The 2,667-nt window shown below is 61.3% G+C and carries 3 protein-coding genes; 1 reads left to right on the top strand and 2 read right to left on the bottom strand.

All coding sequences use genetic code 11. The features are described 5' to 3' along the window. Window positions 1-360 precede the first annotated feature (360 nt). Window positions 361-1,335: an HTH-type transcriptional regulator CysB gene (gene cysB / locus H0V34_00750; GenBank protein MBA2490280.1), complete on the bottom strand. Its 975-nt coding sequence runs from the start codon at window positions 1,333-1,335 to the stop codon at window positions 361-363. 105 nt (window positions 1,336-1,440) lie between these two features. Between cysB and H0V34_00745 the strand changes: the two genes are divergently transcribed. Further along, window positions 1,441-2,220 (top strand): sulfite exporter TauE/SafE family protein, encoded by a 780-nt coding sequence (locus H0V34_00745; protein MBA2490279.1) that lies wholly within the window; start codon window positions 1,441-1,443, stop codon window positions 2,218-2,220. Between the two features lie 36 nt (window positions 2,221-2,256). Here H0V34_00745 and H0V34_00740 read toward each other — a convergent pair. Then, a partial coding sequence (locus H0V34_00740) for an acyl-CoA thioesterase (GenBank protein ID MBA2490278.1) occupies window positions 2,257-2,667 on the bottom strand: 411 nt, incomplete at its 5' end.

Below are 2,667 nucleotides of genomic sequence, written 5' to 3'. Positions count from 1 at the left end.
GAACGCCGGTGAGTGATTCCGGCGGGTTCGTCTCGTCATCTTCTGCTCCTGTCGGTCGCGGCATATCATCGCCCCACAAAGCAGAGATTCCACCTATCGGGCTGTCCAGATTTCCGGGGCCAGCTCTCTCTGTGAGCCGGGCAGTTACACATAATTATTTACAGGCTCTTCTGTTTGGCGCTTAAACGGTTCTTCGCGCGCACTTCCTATCCCCTCCCCTATTCCCGCGGAGGAAAATTGCTTCCCTCCATACCCCGCGTGTTACCGGGGCGCTAGTCACGCACTCTTACCTGCGACGCTTCGCTCTTGATTTCTCTTTCACCGCTGCGTGCTTTGCGCCAAAAGCATTTCACAAGACCCTCAATACATCGGCAGTTCCAGCCCCTCGAACAGCGCTTCGCGCTGCTCGCCGGTGCGCGCCTCGGCCACCGCATCCACGATGTCGCGCTTCATGGGTGGCGAGAACAGTTCGATAAAGTCGTACATGTAGCTGCGCATAAACGCGCCGCGCCGGAAACCGATCTTGGTGGTGCTGTGCTCGAACAGATGGCTGGCGTCCAGCATGCGCAGATCGCCGTCGATCCTCGGTTCATACGCCATGCGGGCGATGATGCCCACCCCAAGCCCCAGCCGGACGTACGTCTTGATCACATCGGCATCGGTCGCGGTCAGGACCACGTCGGGCGTCAGACCGCGCGCCCTGAATGCCTTGTCCAGCTGCGAACGGCCGGTGAAGCCGAACACGTACGTGACCAGCGGGTATTGCGCCACGGCCTCCAGGCTAAGCGGTCGTTCGTCGCACAGCGGGTGGTCGGGCGGCGTCACCACGCAGCGATTCCAGTGATAACAGGGCATCATCACCAGATCCTCGAAGTGTTCCATCGCCTCGGTCGCGATCGCAAAATCCACCTGACCGCTGGCCGCCAGCTCCGAGATCTGCGTGGGGCTGCCCTGGTGCATGTGTAGGGTCACGCGCGGATACCGCCGCCTGAAAGCCGATATCGTCGCCGGCAGTGCATAGCGGGCCTGCGTGTGGGTGGTGGCGATGGAGAGACTGCCGCGCTGCGGGTCCTTGAACTCCTGCGCCACGTGACGCACGTTCTCCACACTGGCGAGCGCATTGTCCACCAGCTCCAGAATGGCCTGACCGGCCGGCGTGATGCGCGTGAGCTGCTTGCCGGAACGCTCGAACACCTGCACCCCCAGTTCGTCCTCCAGTAAGCGGATCTGTTTGCTGACGCCTGGCTGCGAGGTATAGAGGCTTTCCGCGGTGGCCGAGACGTTGAGGCCGTGTCTGGCCACGGCGGAGATATAACGCAACTGTCGCAAATTCATGGGCGCGTCTGACGGGTTAGTAAGTGATTGAACGCCTTAGTTGATTCTTTTTATTGTACATCAATTAAGGTAACTTACCGCGGGGACACACGCACGGGAGATCAAATGGATATCGCGTATACACTGGCCGGTCTGGTGATCGGCACGATCGTCGGCCTGACCGGCGTCGGCGGCGGGTCGCTGATGACGCCGTTTCTGATTTACTACGGGGTACCGCCAATTACGGCGGTCGGCACCGACCTGATCTATGCCTCGATTACCAAAACCAGCGCGGTGTGGGTGCATCACCTGGCGCGCAACGTCAAGTGGCATATCGTGCGTCGGCTGGCGATGGGCAGCATCCCGGCGGCGATCATTTCGATTCTGGTGCTGGAGTGGCTGGACGTGGACACCGACCGTCAGGAAGCGGTGATCACCACCGTGCTGGGTGTGAGCCTGATGCTGAGTTCGCTCATGCTGCTGTTCGGGGGCGCCTTGCAGCGTGGCAGCCTCGCCGAGCACGCCGCCGTATTCAAGCGATTGCACGGGGGCTGGGGACGCCCCGTAACAATCATCGCCGGTGTCATCATCGGTGTGCTGGTCAGTTTGTCGTCTGTCGGCGCCGGCGCGCTGGGCGGCGCGGTGCTGGTCACGCTTTATCCACGCATGCCCGCCAAGGCAATCGTCGCCATCGACCTCGCCCACGCCGTCCTGTTGACTACCACGGCGGGCATCGGACATCTGCTGCATGGTTCGGTGGACTTTATATTGCTGTTAAGCCTGTTACTAGGGTCGTTGCCGGGTGTGGCAATCGGTACGCGACTTGGGAGTCACATGCCTGACCATATCCTGCGGCGGATACTCGGCACCCTGCTGCTGGCGTTGGGAATAAGCTTCGCGTTCTAAACTGGTGAATTCGTCCAAGGATTGACATCCCGAAGCTTATTCTTTTTCGTCGACTTTACCGGCCGCGGCGGTTGCCCGCAACGCGGCCATTTGTTCTTCCAGCGCGGCGTCCGTTTCCTTGCGCAACGCCGCCATTTTACGGGCGTATTCTTCCAGCGCGCGATCGAGTTCGGTCTCCGGCTGCCACGGCGGCACGGCGGTTGGTTTGCCGTCATCGTCCACCGCCACGAACACCAGCACGCTATGTCCGGTGCGGCGGCGTTTATGGCTTTGTGGCGCGCGCGCGGCGACATCCACCGCCACATCCAGGCTGGTGCGGCCGGTGCGGATTACGCTCGCGCGGCATTCGACGATATCGCCGACGTGGATCGGACTCAAGAATTGAATGCCGCCCACGTAGACGGTGATGCAGTACGCGCCGGCCCAGCTCGCAGCACAGGTGTAACC

The sequence above is a fragment of the Gammaproteobacteria bacterium genome, from assembly GCA_013696315.1.
In the GTDB taxonomy this organism is placed as follows: domain Bacteria; phylum Pseudomonadota; class Gammaproteobacteria; order JACCYU01; family JACCYU01; genus JACCYU01.
This window is presented reverse-complemented; position numbering and strand designations above follow the sequence as displayed.

Excerpts from the sequence above, each read along its gene's own strand:
- cysB (MBA2490280.1), bottom strand. The coding sequence starts at position 1,335 with ATGAATTTGCGACAGTTGCGTTATATCTCCGCCGTGGCCAGACACGGC.
- H0V34_00745 (MBA2490279.1), top strand. The coding sequence starts at position 1,441 with ATGGATATCGCGTATACACTGGCCGGTCTGGTGATCGGCACGATCGTC.